This is a genomic window from Pseudomonas sp. JAI111, from assembly GCF_024809425.1.
Classification (GTDB): domain Bacteria; phylum Pseudomonadota; class Gammaproteobacteria; order Pseudomonadales; family Pseudomonadaceae; genus Aquipseudomonas.
Genome location: NZ_JANUCB010000004.1, coordinates 235,028 through 255,420, shown reverse-complemented (window position 1 = coordinate 255,420; position 20,393 = coordinate 235,028). Strand labels below are relative to the sequence as shown.

Annotated in this window: 18 protein-coding genes; 9 read left to right on the top strand and 9 right to left on the bottom strand. The window is 58.7% G+C overall.

The genetic code is table 11. The features are described from left to right. Window positions 1-10: 10 nt before the first annotated feature. From HNR03_RS15255 to HNR03_RS15245, 3 genes are all read right to left on the bottom strand, one after another. Window positions 11-3,697, bottom strand: a complete 3,687-nt coding sequence (locus tag HNR03_RS15255; RefSeq protein ID WP_259154423.1) for a hypothetical protein — start codon at window positions 3,695-3,697, stop codon at window positions 11-13. A 178-nt stretch (window positions 3,698-3,875) separates the two neighbouring features. Continuing rightward, window positions 3,876-4,709 (bottom strand): AraC family transcriptional regulator, encoded by an 834-nt coding sequence (locus tag HNR03_RS15250; RefSeq protein WP_259154422.1) that lies wholly within the window; start codon window positions 4,707-4,709, stop codon window positions 3,876-3,878. Window positions 4,710-4,743: 34 nt separating this feature from the next. Next, window positions 4,744-5,241, bottom strand: coding sequence for a VOC family protein (locus HNR03_RS15245; RefSeq protein WP_222587082.1), 498 nt, complete (start codon window positions 5,239-5,241; stop codon window positions 4,744-4,746). A gap of 267 nt (window positions 5,242-5,508) precedes the next feature. On the opposite strand from HNR03_RS15245, the gene HNR03_RS15240 reads away from it, so the two are divergent. Together HNR03_RS15240 and HNR03_RS15235 are read left to right on the top strand one after the other, a co-directional pair. Beyond that, the gene (locus HNR03_RS15240; RefSeq protein WP_259154421.1) at window positions 5,509-5,757 is read left to right on the top strand and encodes a transmembrane sensor/regulator PpyR; all 249 of its coding nucleotides are present in this window, start codon (window positions 5,509-5,511) and stop codon (window positions 5,755-5,757) included. Beyond that, window positions 5,757-6,911 carry an NnrS family protein gene (locus tag HNR03_RS15235; RefSeq protein ID WP_259154420.1) on the top strand — a complete coding sequence of 385 codons (1,155 nt, stop codon included), beginning with the start codon at window positions 5,757-5,759 and terminating at the stop codon, window positions 6,909-6,911. The genes HNR03_RS15240 and HNR03_RS15235 overlap by 1 nt, the downstream gene beginning before the upstream one ends. A gap of 956 nt (window positions 6,912-7,867) precedes the next feature. Here HNR03_RS15235 and HNR03_RS15230 read toward each other — a convergent pair. From HNR03_RS15230 to HNR03_RS15220, 3 genes are read right to left on the bottom strand one after another with little or no spacing between them, the layout of a single operon-like run. Continuing rightward, a complete protein-coding gene (locus HNR03_RS15230) occupies window positions 7,868-8,026 on the bottom strand; it encodes a hypothetical protein (protein WP_222586136.1) in 159 nt (52 codons plus the stop codon). Window positions 8,027-8,086: 60 nt separating this feature from the next. Beyond that, window positions 8,087-8,398, bottom strand: coding sequence for an AzlD domain-containing protein (locus HNR03_RS15225; protein ID WP_162830874.1), 312 nt, complete (start codon window positions 8,396-8,398; stop codon window positions 8,087-8,089). Then, on the bottom strand, window positions 8,398-9,096 hold the full coding sequence (locus HNR03_RS15220) for an AzlC family ABC transporter permease (RefSeq protein ID WP_259154419.1): 699 nt from the start codon (window positions 9,094-9,096) through the stop codon (window positions 8,398-8,400). Before HNR03_RS15220 ends, HNR03_RS15225 begins: the two co-directional genes overlap by 1 nt. A gap of 147 nt (window positions 9,097-9,243) precedes the next feature. Between HNR03_RS15220 and HNR03_RS15215 the strand changes: the two genes are divergently transcribed. After that, window positions 9,244-9,645 (top strand): DUF2784 domain-containing protein, encoded by a 402-nt coding sequence (locus HNR03_RS15215; protein WP_259154418.1) that lies wholly within the window; start codon window positions 9,244-9,246, stop codon window positions 9,643-9,645. Between the two features lie 45 nt (window positions 9,646-9,690). Here the strand turns inward: HNR03_RS15215 and HNR03_RS15210 are convergent, their stop codons facing one another. Both HNR03_RS15210 and HNR03_RS15205 read right to left on the bottom strand, forming a co-directional pair. Beyond that, window positions 9,691-11,268, bottom strand: a complete 1,578-nt coding sequence (locus HNR03_RS15210; RefSeq protein WP_259154417.1) for a sensor domain-containing diguanylate cyclase — start codon at window positions 11,266-11,268, stop codon at window positions 9,691-9,693. A gap of 128 nt (window positions 11,269-11,396) precedes the next feature. Further along, a complete protein-coding gene (locus HNR03_RS15205; protein ID WP_259154415.1) occupies window positions 11,397-11,924 on the bottom strand; it encodes a DUF3087 domain-containing protein in 528 nt (175 codons plus the stop codon). Between the two features lie 211 nt (window positions 11,925-12,135). Here HNR03_RS15205 and ppnN point away from each other — a divergent pair, with 211 nt between their 5' ends. Further along, window positions 12,136-13,509 carry a nucleotide 5'-monophosphate nucleosidase PpnN gene (gene ppnN / locus HNR03_RS15200; protein ID WP_222586131.1) on the top strand — a complete coding sequence of 458 codons (1,374 nt, stop codon included), beginning with the start codon at window positions 12,136-12,138 and terminating at the stop codon, window positions 13,507-13,509. Window positions 13,510-14,090: 581 nt separating this feature from the next. Here ppnN and HNR03_RS15195 read toward each other — a convergent pair. Beyond that, window positions 14,091-14,387, bottom strand: a complete 297-nt coding sequence (locus HNR03_RS15195; RefSeq protein WP_222586130.1) for a DUF1330 domain-containing protein — start codon at window positions 14,385-14,387, stop codon at window positions 14,091-14,093. Between the two features lie 70 nt (window positions 14,388-14,457). Between HNR03_RS15195 and ribBA the strand changes: the two genes are divergently transcribed. The 5 genes from ribBA to HNR03_RS15170 all read left to right on the top strand — a co-directional run bounded on the left by ribBA (window position 14,458) and on the right by HNR03_RS15170 (window position 19,796). After that, window positions 14,458-15,567 carry a bifunctional 3,4-dihydroxy-2-butanone-4-phosphate synthase/GTP cyclohydrolase II gene (ribBA, locus tag HNR03_RS15190; protein ID WP_259154413.1) on the top strand — a complete coding sequence of 370 codons (1,110 nt, stop codon included), beginning with the start codon at window positions 14,458-14,460 and terminating at the stop codon, window positions 15,565-15,567. Window positions 15,568-15,841: 274 nt separating this feature from the next. Continuing rightward, window positions 15,842-16,867 (top strand): ABC transporter substrate-binding protein, encoded by a 1,026-nt coding sequence (locus HNR03_RS15185; protein WP_208667913.1) that lies wholly within the window; start codon window positions 15,842-15,844, stop codon window positions 16,865-16,867. Continuing rightward, entirely contained in the window at window positions 16,864-17,808 is a 945-nt protein-coding gene (locus HNR03_RS15180) for an ABC transporter permease (protein WP_222590390.1), read from the top strand. Before HNR03_RS15185 ends, HNR03_RS15180 begins: the two co-directional genes overlap by 4 nt. A gap of 6 nt (window positions 17,809-17,814) precedes the next feature. Further along, window positions 17,815-18,624: an ABC transporter permease gene (locus tag HNR03_RS15175; RefSeq protein ID WP_222586128.1), complete on the top strand. Its 810-nt coding sequence runs from the start codon at window positions 17,815-17,817 to the stop codon at window positions 18,622-18,624. 17 nt (window positions 18,625-18,641) lie between these two features. Next, window positions 18,642-19,796, top strand: coding sequence for an ABC transporter ATP-binding protein (locus tag HNR03_RS15170; protein WP_259154412.1), 1,155 nt, complete (start codon window positions 18,642-18,644; stop codon window positions 19,794-19,796). Window positions 19,797-20,393: the final 597 nt, after the last annotated feature.

Here is a 20,393-nt window from a genome sequence, read left to right as displayed (position 1 = left end):
GGCATTCACCTTAATCGAGGCCGTGCAGCAAACTGAACTGTTGTTTTGTCAGCGGTGTGAACCGGTTGTTTCGAAGCTGACTGATAGCGTACAGCGCACGACCTGTACGACCGTTACCGTCGCCTAAACCATGGAAGCCTACGACTGTCGCCAGCAAGTGTTTGTCGAAATGCTGATGGCTGGTATCGAGTACTTTCAAATGCCGTTCCATCGCAGCGAAGCCACTGATATTGCTGGCGTATTTCTTATCGTTGATGCCGACGCGTACGACATCTGCAGTGGCCGGCGCAATACGGGCGTGCAACTGTTTGATCACGGCGGGATCAGTCAGCGCTTTTTGGTTGCCTGCGTACTCGCGCAGTAACGCAACGATGCTGTCGAGGTCGTTGCCTGGGGATGTCGAGCCATTGACGATCCAGGCTCCGGCCCTTTGTGAGTTGTCAGTAAAACCGGTCGGGTTAAACGTTGATTCCGGCATGACCTGATTAAACGGCGCTTTGCCCAGATCCTGTTGCAGTACATTTTGCTGGTAATTCTTCATATAGGTAACGTTTTTAGCTTCGATCTGGGCAAGGGTTGCCAGCGTATCGGCGTAACTTTCGGCACCCGACGCCAACCGCGCGGTGGTGTAGCCATATCGCGACTTTTCCAGCGTTACCTTGAACAGGTCTTCAACAACCGCTCGGCCAATCAATGCCTCCAAATCTTGCGCTTGCTTGAATTTTGTTGTCGATTCAACAACCGCATTGTTAAACAAATGGTCCAGTTCCAGATGGGTTGCGTTGTTCGGCAAGCGACTATTTTTATTGCCCAGACGAGAGACAATCTGTTCAACGGTTTTTATGGTGTCGTCCTTGAACAGCGCACGGCCATGGGCAACCGTATCCAGCGACATACGAATCCGCGGTGCCGCACCGGTATGGTTGATCGCCTTGATCAGGTCGTAGCTGTTTGCACCCGACATAAAGTGCAATTGTTGCCTGGACAGACTGGAAACAGAGAGGGCATGAGTGCCAAGTTTTTTCACGCCCCGGCCCAACAGTTTTCCGCCGCCCTTGAGAAGTTGAGGCACTCCGTCGACGGGATTGAAAAGACTGACGGCAGTAGAGGCTACGACTCTGGAGGTAGAAAGCAGTTTCGAAGCCAGGGTCGTGGCTTTTGCGCTGATAGCGGCCACTTTAATACCGATGACCGCCACGGAAATACCGACGGCCGCCGCGCTCATGACGCAACCCAGGATGGCGGCTCGTTGGCGTGAGGGATTTCCAGAAGAGAGCTCCTCGACGCATTCCTTGAATGGAATGATCAGGTTCAGAATGAACGTGAAGATGGCATCAGTTTTTGCAATCGCTTTTTCGCGCTGGGTCTGATCAAGGCCCAGTTGCATCAGTTCGTTGACGGTGAAAAACGGGTTCTCGTTTGCAATAAGTTGGCTGATAGCTGCTTTTCGCGGGGATCGGAAATAACGGTTCGGCGTTGTGCTATCTGCATCCGCCGGCGACGCGTTGAATTCACCGACCTTGCGGATGAAAAAAGCGGAGTTGGCATAACTGCGGGGTGCCGTGTTTTCTTGATAAGCACGTATATCCAGACGACCCTTCAAGTGTCGATTGTGGTCTACAAAGTTTGCTTCGGTTGGGGTCCCGTTGTTCATCAAGAGAGGGCGCAACAATTTGCTGAGCTCCTCGCTGTATGTACATTCCATTTTCATTGGGAAAAGCTGGTAGCAACGAAGCTCGGAATTGAGTGCCGCACAGATGAGCACGCCATATCTACCGGTCTTTCCAGGGTAGGTCGTCACAGGTCTTACAACGTGCGTGGGATTGGGAAAATCTTCGAATCGCGTCGTTTTGTAATCCTGCACACAATAGACACCCAAATGGCCTTCTTCGATCAACTGTTTGTCCACCAGGCCCATCTGCGAAAATGTGATTTTGATCGTGGCAGATAATGCTTCTGTCATTGAGGTGTGATGGTGGTTGATCGCTTCCTTGTATAAATCGGCAACGGGTTGCAGCTTAACCAGATCAGGGAATGACTGGTAAATGCTGCCCCCTTTGGCGCGATCCCACTCCTGGGTGTGTAGCTCGTCACCCATATAAAGATCGACAACCGATACCTTCCTGCCGGCACCGCCGCCTGTTCCGCGATGTTTGACCAGCATCTCCTCAGGGTCACAACCAGGCTCCCAGGATTTCAGTTCCTTCAACGCTAGAGGCTTGCGATGGGGTAACGGTTGCCCAAGGTCAGATAACGCGCTCGTCATCGTGTCGACGTGTTGTTTGTATTCCTCCGTCGCTAAACTAACGGCTCCCTGACTGAGGTTGCCCTGCGAATCCCGGCTGATCAGATCGTTCATCAGTGCCCAGGTGATCACGGGGTCTGCCGAGTGCGCGGCAAACAGTGTATTCAACGCCGGGGTAAGTTCGGATGTTCGGGCGAATCCCAACAAGTGTTGGTAGGTCATGTTCCGGGAAACGCCGGGGTCGATCGCTTCGGCAAAGTGTACGGCTTGGGTGAATACGACCCAGGCAGGCGTGCCGATACGCAGATTCGACGGTGGTTCAAGGACCAGATATTCCGGCGCCATGCCCGCCAGTACCCACTCCGCGACCAGCGGCGCAATGATGCCATCGAGCTTCAATTGGCTGACCAGATGCTGTTCCAGTAGCGCGCGCACTTGCCACGGGCGCAGGTGCAAATGGCGCTTGGAGTAAAGATCAAAGCCTGCAAACGAGGTATTGGCACTGTCGAGTTCGGGGTCCAGGTCGAGCAGCATCACCGCAATCAGCAGTTGTTCGATAAACGGCTCAGAAGGTTTTGGTCCTGACTTGCCAGCGAACCAGCCCAAGGCTTCGATGTAGGCTTCACCTTCGTTGGCGTACAAGACTGCGATATCGATCAAGCGCCTCTGACGATAACTCTGACTGGTCGGCAGTGTGTCCGCAGAGCTGGCTTCGAGTTGCAGGGAGCGCCCGTACAGGGCAACCAAAGGAATTTCCCCCTCGGTCTCAAGCTCAGTGACGTCTCGAATAATGCCGCGATTATCCGCCGTCAGCTCGAACGGCGAGTCTTTGGGCGAATCGAGCAGTTGCCAGTAATTCCCATAGGGTGAGTTTTCCGCAAGCGTGGCGAAATTGAGTAAGTCCAACAGTTCTTTAGTGTCTTCTTCAGTGGTTGGAAGCGATACGCCGTGGAAGCGCAGCCACTGACCGATTGCGATATGTTTGCTCGACGTGACAAACCCGCCGGTTAATGCGGCTATATCTGCTAAAAGTTTAAGGTCTTCTTTAACGCCGGCAAGGCCGGTGAAGATGTCGGTAATGTCCAAAGGCGCGGAGAAGTAAGTAACAGTCAACGTGTCCGAGCCGAACTCGCGACTGCTCAGGTTTTGATAGGCGTAAGAAAGCCGGCCTTGTTTGTCGACATGGAACGCAGCAGTTTCGGGGATGGAATGCTCTTTAAGTCTTCTTGAAAACTCGGGTTGCTTGATCAGTCTGGCCAGATAAACATGACCTGGCCGATGAACCGTGTCCAGTGCCGAGCCGCTCACACTGTTAGCGGTCAGACGGTCCCAGGGCCAGCCAATGTTCTCTCTAATGTATTCATCGCCAATCAGAGTAGTGATGGCCGCAGTAATCGATTGTTTCTGGCGCTCGTTAGTCGAGAGATAAAGAGTGTTGTTTGCTATGTTCAAGTTGGAAGTTCCATCTTCTGATTATCTGGCTGTAGCGTGCGGCGGCAGTTTAAGTGCTAGGTCAGAAGTTGGGTATTGCGCTTGCATTTCTATGTGTTTCGTTTTTCTAAGAAACAGTCTGTGGGCGGATCTATAGTTTTTAGTTGTAGAAATTGTTGAGTTGTTATCAGCGATAAGTTCAGCCGCGATACTGTCCTGGCGTTGCCGCCAAATGCTGTTTGAATGCGCGCTGAAAGTGCGCCTGATCAGCAAATCCCGCTTCCAGCGCTACCTCTGCGATCAACTTGCCGTTGCGCAGTTGTTCGCGGGCGAACTGGATTCGTCGGTTAACCAGATAGGCGTGGGGCGTCATGCCGTAATGCTGCTTGAAGGCGCGGATCAGGTAGGACGGTGACAGCTGCGCGGCCTCGCATATGTCCTCGAGCTTGAGCATCAGCGTGCAATTGTCGCGGATGTAATCGGCGGCCCGTTCCAGTTTGAAATTGGGCTCGCGCAACGGCTGTTCAATCGGATTGAGTTGCTGTTGAACCTCGGTGAAAAACTCCACCGCTGCGCTGTGCTTGCTCAACACGTCCTGCAGGGGATCGACCAGTATTGCGTACAGATCGTTCAGGCCCGTGAACAGCTTGCCATCGCGGGTATGGGTAACGGAAAACCGTCGATACGCGGCGTCCTGACTGAAGCCGAGCTGATGCTGCAAATCGGTCAGCCAGGGCGTCTCGACGTACAGCATCAGGTAAGACCAGGGCTGGTCGTCGATCGGGTTGCAGGCGTGAACATCGCCGGGATTCATCAGCACCACGGTGCCGGCGCTGACCTCAAAGGCCGATTGCTCATGGACGTAGGTACTGCGCCCGGCGGTGATCGCACCGATGGAGAAGTGCGCGTGAGAATGCCGGGCGTAACAGACCTCGCGGCCATCGGCGATGGACCGGGCTTCGATGAAGGGCAGGGCATCATCGCGCCAGAAGCGTGGGGCTTTGTCTGCGTACTTGGCAACGGTGTGCTTCATCGTTCATGTTCTCGGCGGCCAGAGGGCGAGTGTATTAGCTCTCGCCGTTAAAGGCTCGTTGCAAGGCGGCGATGTCGAGTTTTTTCATCTGCATCATGGCTTGCATGGCGCGCTGGGATTTGGTCGTGTCGGGGTCTTTGAGCATGTCCATCATGGCGACCGGCACGATCTGCCAGGACAGGCCGAATTTGTCCTTGACCCATCCGCATTGCTCATTCTCGGGGTGAGCGGAAAGTGAGCCCCAGAAATAGTCCACTTCCTCCTGGGTCTGGCAGTTGACCTGAAATGAAACCGCTTCATTGAACTTGAACACCGGACCGCCGTTGAGTGCCGTCATGGGCTGTCCGTCGAGTTCAAAACTGACCGTCAACACCGAGCCTTCGGGCCGGCCGTGAACCTCCTGACCGGCTTTGCCATAGTGGGTGATGGCAGTGATTTTGGAATGATCAAAGATCGAACAGTAAAACTTCGCAGCCTCTTCTGCCTGATCGTCGAACCAGAGGCAGGGAGTCAGTTTTTGCACGCGTTGCATGGTCGATGCTCCTCTACGGGTTGCTCATGCCGGATTATCAGCGTAGTCAGCCTGTGGTCGATTGGCCGGACCGTAGATCGACAAACAGCCAAGTGGAATTGGTTGCAAGGTGAGTCTGTATGACTACTTTGTGTGTCATTAAGACTCCTTTTCGGTGTTGTCGATATGACTCTTGTTGGCGTAGATGATTGATTTTATGGGGTTTAAAATTTGGCACGGGACTTGATACATCTCCGGTACAACTGACCCGTTTCAGGAGTACGGAAAATGTTCGATTTCTTCAGCAATCCCCTGAACGTACTGCATCTGTCGAGCAAAGTGCTGGGCGTCGGCCTGATCATGTTGCTGGTCGGCATCTATGGCGCCTATCTCTACAACGGCCATTTGCCGATTGTCGCGCTGGTGTCGATGCATGCCATGACCATCATCGGGCCGACCTTGCTCAAAATCGGTTATGTGATGCGTCTGCTGGCCCAGCATCGTCTGGGAATACGTCTGGCAAGGGTGGTGGCGTAATGCGCAGACTTGCCGCTGCCCCGGTCTTCAGTCTTGGTTTTCGTCCCTTTTTCCTGGCCGGCGCCGGTTTCGCGGCAATCGCGGTGGCGATCTGGGCGTTGTGGTTGTACGGCGGACTGCCCGGCGCGCAACCCGTTGGCGGCATGCTCGCCTGGCACCGGCATGAAATGCCGTTTGGTTTTGCCACGGCGATCATCGCCGGGTTCCTGCTGACGGCCGTGCCCAACTGGACAGGGCGTCCCGGCCTTAATGGCTGGCTGCTGATCGGCCTGGTACTGGTGTGGCTGCTGGCGCGACTTGCCTGGTTACTGCCCATTCCCGAGGGGCTGTTGTTGCTGGTGCAAGTGCCTTTTCTTCCGCTGCTGGCCTGGGCGATCGGACGGGACTTGGTCGCAGCGGGGAAGCGAGACAACTATCCGGTGTTGTTGGTGATTGCATTGATGGCCGGCGCTCAAGGCATGACCTTGTGGGGCATCGCTGTGGATGATGCGGGCCTGCAACGGCGTGGTGTACTGGCGGCTTTGTGGTTGGTGGCGGCGTTGATGACCGTGATTGGCGGGCGGGTCCTGCCGTTCTTTATCCAGCGCGGCTTGAACCGGGCTGCAGCGGCCGCCGCTCAGGCGCTGCCCACCCGGGTCTTGTTGGTGAGCAGTCTGCTTGCTGCCGCGTCTTTTGCCGGTGGGTTGAATGAAGTCCCCAGGCCTTGGTTGGCGCTGTTGTTTGGGGTGATGGGGGCATTGCACTTGCTGCGTTTGTGGCGTTGGCATGATCGGGGCATCTGGCGGGTGCCGCTGCTTTGGTCGCTGTTTCTGGCGTACGCCTGGCTGATGGTTGCGGCGCTGGCGATGGCGCTTTGGCACGCGGGGGTCTTGCCGCAGCAAAGTCTGGCTACCCATGCGCTGGCTGTCGGGGGGATCGGTGGATTGATTCTGGCGATGATTGCGCGGGTCAGTCTTGGTCATACCGGGCGCTTGCTGCAACCGTCGGGGCTTGTGGTGTTGGGGTTTGCGTTGTTGTTGATCGCCGCTGTGTGTCGGGTGTTTCTGGTGCCGTTTTCTGGGGTCGGGCTGGGGCTTTCGGCGGTGTTTTGGAGTGGTGCTTTTGTGCTGTTTCTGGCGAGGTATACCGGTATTTTGCTCAAGCCCAGGTGCTGATTTTTTGAAGCTTGGGGTTGGGTTGGGTTGGGTTGGTTGGGGGCATATCCGTTTCTTGGGTAACGGCGGCTATTGGTTCCGTCCTGACGGCGGGTTACTTGGAAAAGCGCCAAGTAACCAAGCGCTTGCGCCCCTGACGTACGGTGCCTCGCCTAGGCTCGGCATTCCCTCACTCCGGTCCTGCTCCGTGGGCCCGCCGCCATCGGCCATCCATGGCCGGGGGCGGCTAACCCGGCATCCATGCCGGGTTGCCCACTACGCAGAACCTGCGTTCGGCCTTCCGATGGGGCAGATCAAGATCAAGATCAAAATCAAAAGCGCAAGGCGAGCTAACGCTCGACCTGAAGAGTGGTGAGGAGCAACAGCTGTGCGCCGATCTGCTTTATGTGGGAGTGAGCCTGCTCGCGATGCTGTTGCTGTTGATCGTTCCCACGCTCTGCGTGGGAACGCATCCCGTGACGCTCCGCGTCACCTTGCGCAAGACTCGAGTCTGGTGTCGACAGCGGAACGCAGAGCGTCCCCGGCGGCATTCCCACGCGGAGCATGGGAACGATCAGCAACCACTACGCGCAAGCGTTGAAGAATCAGGTCGGCCCGCAGGCCGCCTCGCTTTGGCTTTGGCGGTACACGCCCCCTCGTGAGGCCGAGCGCAGGTTCTGCGCAGTGGGCAACCCGGCATGGATGCCGGGTTAGCCGCCCCCGGCCATGGATGGCCGATGGCGGCGGGCCCACGGAGCAGGACCGGAGCGAGGGCATGCCGAGCCTTGGCGAGGCACCGAACGTCAGGGGCAAGAGCCCTTGGTTACTTGGGGCTTTTCCAAGTGACCCGCCGTCAGGGCGGAACCAATAGCCGCCGTTACCGCAGCAACGGATATGCCCCCAATCCCAATCCCTATCCCTATCCCTATCCCTATCCCCAAAACATTACGCTCTTACTCAGGGTTTTTGCTCGGGAGTCAGGGCTTCAGCGGACGCTCTTCATCGCGGTCTGACAGCTCCCGACTATCGTCATGCTTCCAGGTCGGGGTTGATGAACGCTTCTGCCGCTCAATCTCTTCCTCCGAAGGCTCATCCTCTTCGTCTTCCAGGTCCTCACGCTTAGGGTCATTAGCCATACTCACCTCACTGCCTGAAGGGATCCACCTTTAAGCGTAGAACAATTTCCAGCCCCCGACTCAGAGCCACCAGCGCAACAAAAAGAAGAAGCCCATGCTCAACAGCATGCTGAGCAACGTATTGCGGGTGTACAGCACCAGCCCCACCGCCACCAGCGAACTGATCAGGTAGGGGTTGTCCCACTGCAGATTCAACTGTTTGTCCGGCATGAACACGATAGGCCCGCAAATCGCGGTCAACATCCCCGGTACGGCGAAGCCGAGAAACTGCCGCGCATTGCTGCTCAAGCGTACCGGCAGTCGCGGTTCGAGGAACACGTAACGGTTGAGAAAGACCAGCACGCCCATCCCGATAATCACCGCCCAGACCATCATGTGCGCTCCCTGTACAGTTTGTTGCAGACAAAGCCCGCCGTCATGCCCGCCAACCCCGACAGCACCAGCGCCGAGCCCCACTGCCAATAGCTGAACAACACCGAACAAAACAACGAAACCGCCACACAAACCACCGTCGGAACATTGCGTACCACGGGGGTGATCAAGGCAATGAAGGTCGCTGCAATGGAGAAGTCCAGCCCCAGATGCTCAAGCCCCGGAATGCTGCTGCCCAACACGATGCCAGCCAGGGTGAACAGATTCCAGGCGACATAAAATGTCAGGCCCACACCCAGAGCGTACCAGCGATTGAACTGTTGTTTGTCATGCTGACTGGTCAGGGCGAACAATTCATCGGTAAGCAAAAAGCCCAGTCCCACACGCCAGCGCCCCGGCAGCGGGGAAATCACCGAGCGCATGCTCATGCCGTACAGCAAATGCTGCGAGGTGAGTAACAGCGTGGTCAGCAGAATCGAGAAAATTCCGGCGCCGCCCTTGAGCATGCCGATGGCCACCAGTTGCGCAGCTCCGGCGAACACGATGCTCGACAACCCCTGGCCTTGCAGGGGCGTGAGATTGGCCTCGATGGCCATGGAACCGGCCAACAGTCCCCACGGCGCGGTCGCCAGGGACAACGGCATGATCGCTACGGCGCCGCGAAGAAAGGCGCTACGTGGCAGGAGTGAGTTCGACATAACGCTCTACAGCCAGGGAAAGACTTGCAACTGTGCCAGCCGCTACGCCCGAAGGCTTGAACAATCTTGCGCACTTGCGGGCAAGCCGCTGTCCTCCATGGAATCGAGTAGCATGGAGCCATTGGCATTGCGCATCAGGGAGTCGACATGCTTTACCGGATAGCCGCCGATGGGCTGGTGCTGTTTCACCTGTTGTTCATCCTCTTCGTGCTGTTCGGCGGGTTGCTGGTGCTCAAGTGGCGCCCGCTGATCTGGGGGCATCTGCCCGCCGCGGTGTGGGGAGTGAGCGTGGAGGTCTTGCACCTGACATGTCCGCTGAGCGAGTGGGAAAACCGCATGCGCCTTGCCGCCGGACAAACCGGTTACGGCGGTGGATTCATCGAGCACTACGTGTGGCCGGTGATCTATCCGGCCGGACTGACACCGGCGATCCAACTGGCGCTGGGCAGCGTGGTGCTGGCAGTCAACGTGCTGGTCTATCTTCGGTTGTTCACGTTGTGGAAGTTACGCCGGCGTGGGAAGCCCTGCGCGAGGGGCGCGCGGACCTGATTATCGGCGCCACCCACAAACCGCCGGGCATCCCAGCCTTTGAAATCAGTTGGCAATCACACTCATGTTGCGCCCGCTGGCCTTGGCCACATACAAAGCCTTGTCTGCGGCGCCGATCAGGTCGTCGGGCGATTCTTGCAAGGCCCGGTCATAGGCACAAACTCCCACACTGACCGTCACCGTTCCCTCCGGGCTTTCCTTATGCTCGATATTGGCTTGCTGCACCGCGCGGCGGATTTTTTCGGCCACCAGAAACGCCCCGACGTAGTCGGTGCCGGGCAGCACGACGGTAAACTCCTCGCCGCCATAACGGGCGGGAAGATCGCCGGGACGCTTGATGTTGTCCTGGATGATCGCGCTGATGTTGCGCAGACACTCATCACCGGCCACATGACCGTAACGGTCATTGAAATTCTTGAAGTGATCGACATCGATCATCAACAGGGCGAGGTGGGTCTGGGTGCGCCGGGCGCGGCCCATTTCCGCCAGGATAAACAGGTCGAACTGACGTCGATTGGAAAGACCGGTCAAGGCGTCTTCAAGCGCCAGCAGTTCCAGGCTGCGATTGACCTCGATCAGTTTTTCCCGGGCATCGAGCAAGACGCTCTGAATATGATTCTGCTGTTTCATGAAGCGAATGAGGCGATAACCCAACGCCCCCAGAAACATCAGCAGCAAGAGCACGATGCCCGCGCCCAACGCGGTCTCCTGACGCCAGCCCGCCAGGACCTCTTCCTTGTCGAGCGCTACGAAAATGATCAGCGGATAACCCTCGACCCGTCGATACCCGACCACCCGTTCAACACCGTCCAGATAGGACTTGACCGTTGCCGTGCCGAAACTTGCACCGGGCAACAGTTGGGTAAACAGTGGGCCATTGGCGAGGCTGGTACCAACTTCCGACTCTTTGAACGGCCGACGAACAATGATGCTGGCATCGTCGGCAATCAGGTTGATTACACCATTGCTGCCCATGTCGATGCTGTCGTAAAGCTCAAGGAAATGGCTGAGATAGATCGTCGCCAGCGCCACACCGGCGAAGCGGCCATCCGGGTGGTTGATCCGGCGCGACACGGTCATGATCCATTCGCCGCTCGAGCGGCTTTTGATCGCCGGCCCGATATGCGGCCCACGGTCAGGATGATCACGATGGAACGCGAAATACTCGCGGTCGGAATTGTTCGCGCCCGGCACATCCGCGCCATTGGAATTGGCCACCCAGCGCCCTTCTTCATCAAACACAAACAGCCCATGGAGCTGGGGCAATTCACTGCGCTGATCCCTGAGCAAACGTTGCAACCTGGGGAGCAGAGCCGGGTCCATCCCGTCGTTTTCGAGACGATCGACCAAGGTGAACAGCAGCGTATCAGCCTGCTTGATCGACGCTCGCGCTTGCGACGCCAAGGTCTGTGCAAGGTTGGACATCGCCACTTCTTTGTCATGCAGATGGTACTGGCGTGAGGTCCAGGCTTCCCAGACCGCTATCGCGGTCATCGACAGACACACCGCCACCAGCAGCAACACGGCGTGTCGGACCCTGAATCGGGACTCAACCAGATCGGGCAGCCAAGGCGCAGCGGCGACGCTGTTTTCAATTCGGTCTTTAGTGGACGGATGCGCCATGACGTTCCCTGGTTCCTGATGACAGGGCGAATGTTCCTGTTCGCCCTTTCAATGGCATCTCAACAAGATAGGTGATTTGCCGGTTCGTGCCGGGGTTTGTGTCGTGATGATGGGCCGACACCACCGGTTTACCGCGACGGCGGTTTCATTGCCTCAAGCCAGGCCGGATCCAACTGCGTTTGTTGAGTGTCGATACCCAGCGCTTCCATCCGCGCCTTGTGTTGATCCATTTCGCGGGTCAACTGGCTGTGGTCGCTGGAGTTGCCGTCCAGTTCGTGCATCTGGCTCAGGCCCAGGTGATAGAAGCGCAACAGCTTCATGGCCGTCGGATCACCCTGCTCCACCGCCGCCGTTACCTGGTGCATGATGTTGGTGACGCTCATCAGACTGCGCTTGAGCCGCCAGCCGTAGACCGCTGGTGCCATCCATTCCTGGCTCCAGAACTTGCCGCGCATCAGCGCCGCCATCAGCAGCACCGCGACAAACACCCCGCCGACGTTAAACCGCAGATTGTCGCCGCCGGGCTCACCGAACAGCGCCACCGCCGCCGTGGACAGCACCATCGCCAGCGCCAGGAAAATCAGGGCAATAATCACCGTGCTGCGCCGCGTCTGTTGTCGAAAGCGTTCGGCGTTCATCGGCTGGATTTCGAACATTGCGTCGGGTTTCCTTGGGTCGGAGGGCAAAAAGACTGCGGGGCATTATCGCCCCTGCGCAGGATTTAGCTATGCTGAGGCTCCTTTTCATCTTTTCATCGTTAAACGGGGAAATGGCGATACAGCGCAGTTCGTGCCATCTTCTTTCATGGATACATACTATTCGGATGCCATTTGCCTGTATGAATGTCATCGTTTTAAGGATCATTGAATGACCCAACGCCATGTAATCAACGCCTCCGTCAGCCCTAAAGGCAGCCTGGAAACCCTCTCTCAACGTGAAGTCCAGCAACTGAGTGAAGCCGGATCCGGCAGCATCTACACCCTCTTCCGCCAGTGCGCCCTGGCCATCCTCAATACCGGCGCCCATGTTGATAACGCCAAGACCATCCTTGAAGCCTATAAAGACTTCGAAATCCGCATCCACCAGCAAGACCGCGGCGTGCGCCTGGAACTGCTGAACGCCCCGGCCGACGCCTTCGTCGACGGCGAAATGATCGCCAGCACCCGGGAAATGCTGTTCAGCGCCCTGCGCGATATCGTCTACACCGAAAACGAACTCGACAGCCAGCGCATCGACCTGAGCAACTCCCAGGGCATCAGCGATTACGTATTCCACCTGCTGCGCAACGCCCGCACCCTGCGCCCCGGTGTCGAGCCGAAAATCGTGGTGTGCTGGGGCGGCCACTCGATCAACACCGAAGAATACAAATACACCAAGAAAGTCGGCCATGAACTGGGCCTGCGCAGCCTCGACATCTGCACCGGTTGCGGTCCCGGCGTGATGAAAGGCCCGATGAAAGGCGCAACCATCGCCCACGCCAAGCAGCGCATCCACGGCGGCCGCTACCTGGGCCTGACCGAGCCGGGCATCATCGCCGCCGAAGCGCCAAACCCGATCGTCAACGAACTGGTGATTCTGCCGGATATCGAAAAACGCCTGGAAGCGTTCGTCCGTGTGGGCCACGGCATCATCATTTTCCCGGGCGGCGCCGGCACGGCCGAGGAGTTCCTGTACCTGCTGGGCATCCTGATGCACCCGGACAACGCTGGCCTGCCCTTCCCCGTGGTCCTCACCGGGCCGAAACATGCAGCGCCGTATCTGGAACAACTGGACGCGTTCGTCGGCGCAACGCTGGGTGAAGCGGCCAAGCAACATTACCAAATCATCATCGACGACCCGGCTGAAGTCGCCCGGCACATGACTCAAGGCCTCAAAGCGGTCAAACAATTCCGCCGCGAGCGCAATGACGCCTTCCATTTCAACTGGCTGCTGAAAATCGACGAAGGCTTCCAGCGCCCGTTCGACCCGACCCACGAAAACATGGCCAACCTCAAACTCAGCCGTGACCTGCCAGCCCACGAACTGGCAGCCAACCTGCGCCGGGCGTTCTCCGGCATCGTCGCCGGTAACGTGAAGGACAAAGGCATCCGCTTGATCGAAAAACACGGGCCTTACCAGATCCGTGGCGACGCCGGCGTAATGAAACCGCTGGACCAACTGCTCAAGGCGTTTGTGGCCCAACACCGGATGAAACTCCCGGGTGGCGCGGCCTATGTGCCGTGCTATCAAGTCGTCGCTTAAACCCCCAGTTCCCGCCCTCGCGCGGGAACGACAACCAACGAACTGACAAGCTGCCGCAATTGCCTCCGCAAGAGGCTGCGGCGGTTTACTTGCGTGCGAAGGCACTGCCTCCGAGCTCTCTGTCGCCTGTCAGTACGCCATCGCGAGCAGGCTCACTCCTACACAAAGCAGATCGACGCAACGCTTTTGCCCTTCACCACTCAACAAGCCGAGCGGTAGCTCGCTTGCAGCTCTTGATCTTGATGCACACGCCGCCTCGAGAGGCCGAGTGGAGGTTCTGCGCAGTGGGCAACCCGGCAAGGATGCCGGGTTAGCCGCCCCCGGCCATGGATGGCCGATGGCGGCGGGCCCACGGAGCAGGACCGGAACGAGGGCATGCCGAGCCTTGGCGAGGCACCGAACGTCAGGGGCAAAAGCGCTTGGTTACTTGGCGCTTCTCCAAGTGACCCGCCGTCAGGGCGGAACCCTAAGCCGCCGTTACCGCAGCAATGGATATGTACACCCAGAAGAAAATGGTCGGCTACCAGGCCGCCATCGCGAGCAGGCTCACTCCCAAAATGCTCCTGGGTACATCCACATAATCAAACCGGCGCCACACCCTCAACAATAATCACCTCAGCCCGCGCCACACCCTCACGGTGCCGTTTCGCCTCCTGATACTGCTCGCTGTGATAGCAAGCCAGCGCCTGCTCATACGAATCAAATTCAATCACCACACTGCGTTGCGGCGTCGGCCGGCCCTCCATCGCTTCGCTACGCCCGCCCCTGGCCAACATCCGCCCCCCGTACAACGCAAAAGCCGCCGGCGCCCGCTGCGTGTATTGGCTGTATTGATCGGGATCAGTGACATCAACATGAGCAATCCAGTACGCCTTCATAGTGACCTCTCGGTTTATTTTGTATTATGGTATACCACATTACATTCCCACCAAACACTGAGAACCCAACATGGCCTTCAACAGCATCGAAGAAATCATCGAAGACTATCGACTCGGCAAAATGGTGCTGCTGGTTGACGATGAAGACCGCGAAAACGAAGGCGACCTGCTGCTCGCCGCCGACTGCTGCACGCCGCAAGCAATCAGCTTCATGGCGCGAGAAGCCCGCGGCCTGATCTGCCTGACCTTGACCGACGATCACTGCCAGCGGCTCGGACTGGAGCAGATGGTGCCAAGCAACGGCAGTGTTTTCAGCACCGCGTTTACCGTCTCCATCGAGGCCGCCGTCGGCGTGACCACCGGCATCTCCGCCGCCGACCGCGCACGGACAGTGGCCGCAGCCGTTGCCGCCGACGCCGTACCGGCTGACCTGGTGCAGCCAGGCCACATCTTTCCATTGCGCGCCAAGGAAGGCGGCGTGCTGACCCGCGCCGGGCATACCGAGGCCGGCTGCGACCTTGCCCGCCTGGCCGGCTTCACGCCCGCCTCGGTGATCGTCGAAGTCATGAACGACGACGGCACCATGGCGCGACGCCCCGACCTAGAAGTCTTCGCGCGCAAGCACGGGATCAAGATCGGCACCATCGCCGACCTGATCCACTATCGCCTCAGCACTGAACACACCGTGGTGCGAATCGGTGAGCGTGAGCTGCCCACGGTGCACGGCACTTTCCGCCTGATTACGTTTGAAGACCGCATCGAAGGCGGCGTTCACATGGCGATGGTCATGGGCAATCCGCAACGCCACGAACCGACGCTGGTGCGCGTGCACGTAATCGACCCGTTGCGAGACCTGGTGGGCGCCGAATACAGCGGTCCTTCCAACTGGACGTTATGGGCAGCCTTGCAACGGGTAGCGGCAGAAGGCTGCGGCGTAGTGGTGGTGCTGGCCAATCATGAATCGTCCCAGGCCTTGCTCGAACGAGTGCCGCAATTGACCCAGGCACCCCGTCAGTTCAGCCGTTCGCAATCGCGCATCTATTCTGAAGTAGGGACCGGGGCACAAATTCTGCAAGACCTCGGCGTGGGCAAGCTGCGTCACCTCGGCCCGCCGCTCAAATACGCAGGCTTGACCGGTTACGACCTGGAAGTCGTCGAGAGCATTCCGTTCACTGGATAAGCGCAGACGCGCCGCAGGTCGCCACCACAGCGCGGCCTGACGGAAAAAAACCCGCTTTTGGCTGATGGCCGGTAAGGCAAAGTGCTTGCACAAAGTTTGGAATACCATAATATGATATTCCATAGACCGGACGCTTCAGCCAAGTGCCCCCGACAGGGAAAGCACCAATAACAGCCCTTGGCACGGTCGCCGTTAGAGGCCAGATGGACCTACTGCTCCCGATAGGCGGGCATTACCAAGCCCGCTCAAAAACACAACAAATGAGGGCGTGAAAATGGTGTTGAACAAACGTGCAACCGCAGTACTGTTCGCGGGTTTACTGGCCACGGTCAGTCACGCGGCCATTGCGGCTGAAAGCGTCAACTTCGTCAGTTGGGGCGGTAGCACCCAGGATGCGCAGAAGCAGGCCTGGGCCGATCCGTTCAGCAAAGCCAGCGGCGTCACGGTGGTCCAGGACGGCCCAACCGACTACGGCAAACTCAAAGCCATGGTCGAAAGCGGCAACGTGCAATGGGACGTGGTTGACGTCGAAGCCGACTTCGCCCTGCGCGCCGCCTCCGAAGGCTTGCTCGAACCCCTCGATTTCTCGGTGATCCAGCGCGACAAAATCGACCCGCGGTTTGTTTCCGATTACGGCGTCGGTTCGTTCTTCTTCTCCTTTGTCCTGGGTTACAACGAAAGCAAGCTCGGCGCCAGCAAACCTCAGGACTGGTCCGCACTGTTCGACACCAAGACCTACCCCGGCAAACGCGCCCTCTACAAATGGCCAAGCCCTGGCGTGCTCGAACTGGCACTACTGGCCGACGGTGTGGCTGCCGACAAGCTCTATCCGTTGGACCTGGACCGCGCCTTCAAGAAACTCGACACCATCAAGAAAGACATCGTCTGGTGGGGCGGTGGTGCACAGTCGCAACAACTGCTGGCTTCGGGTGAAGCAAGCATGGGCCAGTTCTGGAACGGCCGGATTCACGCCCTGCAAGAAGACGGCGCACCGGTGGGTGTGAGCTGGAAACAGAACCTGGTCATGGCCGACATCCTGGTCGTGCCTAAAGGCACGAAAAACAAGGCAGCGGCCATGAAGTTCCTGGCCAACGCGAGCAGCGCCAAAGGACAGGCCGACTTCTCCAACCTGACCGCCTATGCGCCGGTCAACGTCGACAGCGTGGCACGCCTGGATTCAGTGCTGGCGCCTAACCTGCCGACCGCCTACGCCAAGGATCAAATCACTCTTGATTTCGCGTACTGGGCCAAGAACGGTCCGGCCATCGCGACACGGTGGAACGAATGGCTGGTCAAATGAAAATGGCGGCAACAGCTTCCTCTCCAGCAACGAAGACCGGGAGCGCCGCTGGCGCTGCCGGGGCGGTTCCCGGCAAGGCCGCTGTGCCGAAGCAATCTGCATCCATGGCGCAGCGCTGGCGCGGTGCGAGCAACCTGATTCCGGCCCTGCTGTTTCTGGGCCTGTTCTTCCTCGCGCCGCTGATTGGCCTGCTGTTGCGTGGTGTGCTGGAACCCGTTCCGGGCCTCGGCAACTACGAGCAACTGTTCGCCAACTCGGCGTATGCCCGGGTCTTGCTCAACACCTTCTCCGTGGCCGGCCTGGTGACGCTGTTCAGCCTGCTGCTGGGTTTCCCGCTGGCGTGGGCCATCACCCTGGTGCCACGTGGCTGGGGGCGCTGGATCCTCAACATCGTGCTGCTGTCGATGTGGACCAGCCTCCTCGCCCGCACCTATTCCTGGCTGGTGTTGCTGCAAGCCTCCGGGGTGATCAACAAGGCGCTGATGGCGATGGGCATCATCGATCAGCCGCTGGAGATGGTGCATAACCTCACTGGCGTGGTGATCGGCATGAGCTACATCATGATCCCGTTCATCGTCCTGCCGCTGCAGGCGACCATGCAGGCCATCGATCCGATGATCCTGCAAGCCGGCTCGATCTGCGGTGCCAGTCCCTGGACCAACTTCTTCCGGGTGTTCCTGCCGCTGTGCCGGCCGGGGCTGTTTTCCGGCGGACTGATGGTGTTCGTGATGTCGCTTGGGTACTACGTCACCCCGGCCTTGCTCGGTGGTGCGCAGAACATGATGCTGCCCGAGTTCATCATTCAACAGGTGCAGTCCTTCCTCAACTGGGGCCTGGCGAGCGCCGGTGCCGCGTTGCTGATCGTGATCACGCTGGTGTTGTTCTACTTCTACCTGAAGCTTCAGCCGGAATCCCCGGTTGGCGCCAGCAACGCGAGGTAAGCCATCATGCTACTGACTCCCAATGCCATGAGCCGGCGCATGCGCCTCGGCCTGTATTTCACGACTGGGCTGATCGCGCTGTTCCTGTTGCTGCCGATCGTGTTCATCGTGCTGCTGTCCTTCGGTTCCTCCCAGTGGCTGGTGTTCCCGCCACCGGGCTGGACGCTGAAATGGTACGGCCAGTTCTTCTCCAATGCCGACTGGATGAACGCCGCCGTGGCCAGTCTCAAGGTCGCGGTCCTGACCACCTTCTTCGCCGTGGCGCTGGGCTTGCCCACCGCGTTTGCACTGGTGCGCGGACGCTTCCCGGGTCGGGAAATGCTTTACGGCCTGTTCACCCTGCCGATGATCGTGCCACTGGTGATCATTGCGGTGGCGGTGTACGCGCTGTTTCTCAAGCTCGGCTATACCGGGACGATGTTTGCCTTCGTCGTCAGCCACGTAATCGTCGCGTTGCCGTTCACCATCATCTCGATCATCAACTCGCTGAAGCTGTTCGATCAGTCGATTGAAGATGCGGCGGTGATCTGCGGCGCCTCGCGCCTGCAAGCGGTGTTCAAGGTGACCTTCCCGGCCATTCGTCCGGGCATGGTGGCCGGCGCCCTCTTCGCCTTCCTTGTCTCGTGGGATGAAGTGGTACTGAGCGTGATGATGGCCAGCCCGACCCTGCAAACCCTTCCCGTGAAAATGTGGACCACACTGCGCCAGGACCTGACGCCTGTGATCGCCGTCGCTTCGACGTTGCTGATCGGCCTCTCGGTATTGGTCATGGTGATCGCCGCCGCCGTTCGCCGGCGCAATGAAATCAGCGCCTGAGCGCCCAGGAGTACGACATGAGTGCAGTGATCAAAGATTCCGCGCAACACAGTGACCAACCCCTGGTAAGCCTGCGCAACCTGAACAAGTTCTACGGCGAATTTGCCGCCGTGGACGACATCTCGCTGGACATCAAGGACGGTGAATTCCTCACCTTCCTCGGCTCCAGCGGCTCCGGTAAAAGTACAACGCTGTCGATGCTCGCCGGCTTCGAAACCCCGAGCAGCGGCGAGATCCTGGTCAATGGCCAATCGCTGGTCAACGTGCCGCCGCACAAGCGCGACATTGGCATGGTGTTCCAGCGTTACTCGCTGTTCCCGCACTTGTCGGTACGCGACAACATCGCGTTCCCGCTGGCCATCCGCAAGCTGCCCGCCGCCGAGCGCGAGCGTCGGGTCGATGCGATGCTCAAGCTGGTGCAACTGGAACAGTTCGCCCATCGTCGCCCTTCGCAACTCTCCGGCGGCCAGCAGCAACGGGTCGCGATTGCGCGGGCGCTGGTGTATGAGCCACGTATTTTGCTGATGGACGAGCCGCTCGGCGCGCTCGACAAAAAACTGCGTGAAGATTTGCAGGACGAACTGCGCCAGCTGCACCGGCGCCTGGGCATCACCATTGTTTACGTGACCCACGATCAGGAAGAAGCCATGCGTTTGTCTCAGCGCATTGCGATTTTCAGCCATGGCAAGATCGTCGGGCTGGGCAGTGGTTTTGATCTGTATCAGAACCCGCCGAATGCGTTTGTCGCGTCGTTCCTCGGTAACTCGAACTTCCTCAAGCTCAAGGCTCAGGGCAACGCGGTGGCTTCGTTTGAAGGGCAGTCGCTGTCGATTCGCCTGACTGCCGGGTTGCAGATCGATCAGGATGTGCTGCTGATGGTGCGTCCGGAGAAGGCGTTGGCGTTGAGTGTCGAGCAAGCGGCTCGTGAGCCTTTGGCGGCGGGCTGGAATGAGGTATCGGCGATTGTCGGTGAGGTGTTGTTTCTGGGTGAGAGCCAGACGTGCACCGTCAAGACGCTGGGTGGGACTTCGATGACTGTGAAGGCGCTGTCTGCTGCGGGTATGCCGCTCAAGACGGGGGATCCGGTTCGTGTGCGTTGGGCTACTGCGGATGCTTGTGTGTATACCGAGTGGGCTGAGAGTGATTTGAACAAGGCTGCCGGGGCTCACTGATTTTCGGTTGGGCGGTATTACATAGCGTCACCCTCGGGTCGCTGCAACGTCGGGTTGTGGTGGCCCTTTTTTTTTGGTTTTGGTTGGGGGCATATCCGTTTCTGCGGTTACGGCGGCTTAGGGTTCCGCCCTGACGGCGGGTCACTTTGGAAAAGCCCCAAAGTAACCAAAGGGCTCTTGCCCCTGACGTTCGGTGCCTCGCTAAGGCTCGGCATGCCCTCGCTCCGGTCCTGCTCCGTGGGCCCGCCGCCATCGGCCATCCATGGCCGGGGGCGGCTAACCCGGCATCCATGCCGGGTTGCCCACTGCGCAGAACCTGCGCTCGGCCTCACGAGGGGGCGTGCAGTGCCAAAGCAAAACGAGGCGGCCTACGGGCCGACCTGATTCTTCAACGCTGACGCGTCCTGATCGTTCCCATGCTCCGCGTGGGAATGCCGCCGGGGACGCTCTGCGTTCCGCTGTCGACGCCAAGCTTGAGTCTTGCGCGATGGTGACGCGGAGCGTCACGGGATGCATTCCCACGCGGAGCATGGGAACGATCAGCAACGCGAGGGGCCTTCCGGCCAACCTGGTTTTGGCCGATGTACTCAATACCTG

What these genes read in the sequence shown, in the direction of transcription:
- HNR03_RS15250 (WP_259154422.1), bottom strand. Translation starts at nt 4,709, where the DNA reads ATGAAGCACACCGTTGCCAAGTACGCAGACAAAGCCCCACGCTTCTGG.
- HNR03_RS15245 (WP_222587082.1), bottom strand. Translation starts at nt 5,241, where the DNA reads ATGCAACGCGTGCAAAAACTGACTCCCTGCCTCTGGTTCGACGATCAG.
- HNR03_RS15240 (WP_259154421.1), top strand. Translation starts at nt 5,509, where the DNA reads ATGTTCGATTTCTTCAGCAATCCCCTGAACGTACTGCATCTGTCGAGC.
- HNR03_RS15235 (WP_259154420.1), top strand. Translation starts at nt 5,757, where the DNA reads ATGCGCAGACTTGCCGCTGCCCCGGTCTTCAGTCTTGGTTTTCGTCCC.
- HNR03_RS15230 (WP_222586136.1), bottom strand. Translation starts at nt 8,026, where the DNA reads ATGGCTAATGACCCTAAGCGTGAGGACCTGGAAGACGAAGAGGATGAG.
- HNR03_RS15225 (WP_162830874.1), bottom strand. Translation starts at nt 8,398, where the DNA reads ATGGTCTGGGCGGTGATTATCGGGATGGGCGTGCTGGTCTTTCTCAAC.
- HNR03_RS15220 (WP_259154419.1), bottom strand. Translation starts at nt 9,096, where the DNA reads ATGTCGAACTCACTCCTGCCACGTAGCGCCTTTCTTCGCGGCGCCGTA.
- HNR03_RS15215 (WP_259154418.1), top strand. Translation starts at nt 9,244, where the DNA reads ATGCTTTACCGGATAGCCGCCGATGGGCTGGTGCTGTTTCACCTGTTG.
- HNR03_RS15210 (WP_259154417.1), bottom strand. Translation starts at nt 11,268, where the DNA reads ATGGCGCATCCGTCCACTAAAGACCGAATTGAAAACAGCGTCGCCGCT.
- HNR03_RS15205 (WP_259154415.1), bottom strand. Translation starts at nt 11,924, where the DNA reads ATGTTCGAAATCCAGCCGATGAACGCCGAACGCTTTCGACAACAGACG.
- ppnN (WP_222586131.1), top strand. Translation starts at nt 12,136, where the DNA reads ATGACCCAACGCCATGTAATCAACGCCTCCGTCAGCCCTAAAGGCAGC.
- HNR03_RS15195 (WP_222586130.1), bottom strand. Translation starts at nt 14,387, where the DNA reads ATGAAGGCGTACTGGATTGCTCATGTTGATGTCACTGATCCCGATCAA.
- ribBA (WP_259154413.1), top strand. Translation starts at nt 14,458, where the DNA reads ATGGCCTTCAACAGCATCGAAGAAATCATCGAAGACTATCGACTCGGC.
- HNR03_RS15185 (WP_208667913.1), top strand. Translation starts at nt 15,842, where the DNA reads ATGGTGTTGAACAAACGTGCAACCGCAGTACTGTTCGCGGGTTTACTG.
- HNR03_RS15180 (WP_222590390.1), top strand. Translation starts at nt 16,864, where the DNA reads ATGAAAATGGCGGCAACAGCTTCCTCTCCAGCAACGAAGACCGGGAGC.
- HNR03_RS15175 (WP_222586128.1), top strand. Translation starts at nt 17,815, where the DNA reads ATGCTACTGACTCCCAATGCCATGAGCCGGCGCATGCGCCTCGGCCTG.
- HNR03_RS15170 (WP_259154412.1), top strand. Translation starts at nt 18,642, where the DNA reads ATGAGTGCAGTGATCAAAGATTCCGCGCAACACAGTGACCAACCCCTG.